Origin of the sequence: Streptomyces sp. NPDC006265 (assembly GCF_040613555.1) — a bacterium.
In the GTDB taxonomy this organism is placed as follows: Bacteria; Actinomycetota; Actinomycetes; order Streptomycetales; family Streptomycetaceae; genus Streptomyces.
Window position 1 is genome coordinate 1 of record NZ_JBEXSH010001373.1, and the last position, 1527, is coordinate 1527.

Sequence of the window (1527 nt, forward strand, 5' to 3'; positions counted from 1 at the left end):
GAAGCTGATCCGCTACCTGGAGGACCACTGGCAGGAGCCGGACGAGGGCATCTGGGAGGTGCGCGGCCCGCGCCCCCACTGAGGCTGTGGTGGCGAGGCGGTCGGTGACGGCGTGGCCGAGGGCGGCGCTGTGGTCGCACACGCGGCCGGCGTGGCCGGTGGGGCAGGAGCAGGAGAAGGTGATTTCTTCGGCTCCGGGGACGATGGCGATCCCGCCGGCGTGGCCGGGGTCGGCCACAGCGGCGGGGACCCGGTTGGCCAGCAGGTCGGCGACGGCTTGAGGGTTACCGGCGAGACGGCCGGCGAGGGTGTCCCACTGAGTGTCGGTCAGTTCGGGAAGAAACAGGACGGCTTGGTGGGTGGCCTTCTTCGCGGTGACGGCGGCGGCCAGGCGGCCGGGTTGTGCGTGGATCTGGGCGACACCGCCGTTGCGGTGGAGGTTGAGGCCCTTGCCGTAGGAGCCGGAGCCGTTGGTCGCCAGGTGGAAGGCTTGCTTCCAGGCGGCGACCAGAGGGGCCATGTTGCGGGTGTTGCCGGATCCGGTCATCGGGTTCCCAGGGCGACGAGAGCGTTGAGTTCGGTGTCGTCGAGGTCGGCGAGGGCGCTCTCGCCGGAGGTGAGGACGGCCTCGGTCAGGGCGCGTTTGCGGGCGAGGAGTTCGTTGATGTGGTCTTCCACGGTGCCCTCGGTGATCAGGTGGTGGACCTGTACGGTGCGGTGTTGGCCGATGCGGTGGGCGCGGTCGGTCGCCTGATCCTCGACGGCGGGGTTCCAGGGCCGGTCGTAGTGGACGACGTGCTCGGCCCGGGTGAGGGTGAGTCCGGTGCCGGCCGCCTTGACCGACAGCACGAGGACCGGGGCGGGATCGCGGTCGTTCTGGAAGGCATCGACGAGGTCCTGGCGGCGGGCCGGGGGTGTCCCGCCGTGGAGGAAGCGGACGGAGCGGCCGCAGGCACGGAGGTGGTGCTCAAGGATGCGACCCATCTGCACGTATCCCGTGAAGACCAGAGATGCTTCGCCGCGCTCGGCCAGGGTGGGCATGAGATCGTCCAGGGCCGCCAGCTTGCCCGAGCGGCGGGCGAGGCCCGCCGGGTCGGCGTCCTGCAGCGGTTCCTTGAGGTAGAGGCTGGGGGTGTTGCAGATCTGGCGCAGGGCCTGGAGCAGTTTGAGGACCAGGCCGCGGCGCTGGATGCCGGTGCTGTTGGCGATCTTGTCCATGGTGTCGCGAACGGACGCCTCGTACAGGCCGATCTGCTCGTCGGTGAGGGCGACGATGCGGTGGTGGTGCACTTTGCCCGGCAGTTCGGGCGCGATGCCGGGATCCGACTTGCGCCGTCGCAGCATGAACGGGCCGACGAGCCCGGCGAGCTGGGCTGCGGCGGGTGAGGCGGAGTCCTTCTCGACGGCGCCGTAGCGGGTGCGGAATGCCTTGCGGGTGCCGAAGAGGGAGGGGTTGGTCCAGTCGAGGATGGCCCACAGCTCGGTGATGTTGTTCTCCACCGGGGTGCCGGTGACCGCGATCCGGCT

The 1527-nt window shown here is 70.3% G+C and carries 2 protein-coding genes; one reads left to right on the forward strand and one right to left on the reverse strand.

Annotated features, from left to right (window positions below; genetic code table 11):
• Nucleotides 1–16: 16 nt before the first annotated feature.
• Nucleotides 17–82, forward strand: coding sequence for a hypothetical protein (locus ABZ281_RS49000; RefSeq protein WP_356665291.1), 66 nt, complete (start codon nucleotides 17–19; stop codon nucleotides 80–82).
• A 461-nt stretch (nucleotides 83–543) separates the two neighbouring features.
• On the opposite strand, the gene ABZ281_RS49005 is transcribed toward ABZ281_RS49000, so the two are convergent.
• Nucleotides 544–1527, reverse strand: a 984-nt coding sequence (locus tag ABZ281_RS49005; RefSeq protein WP_356665289.1) for a DEAD/DEAH box helicase, incomplete at its 5' end; no start/stop codon positions are given.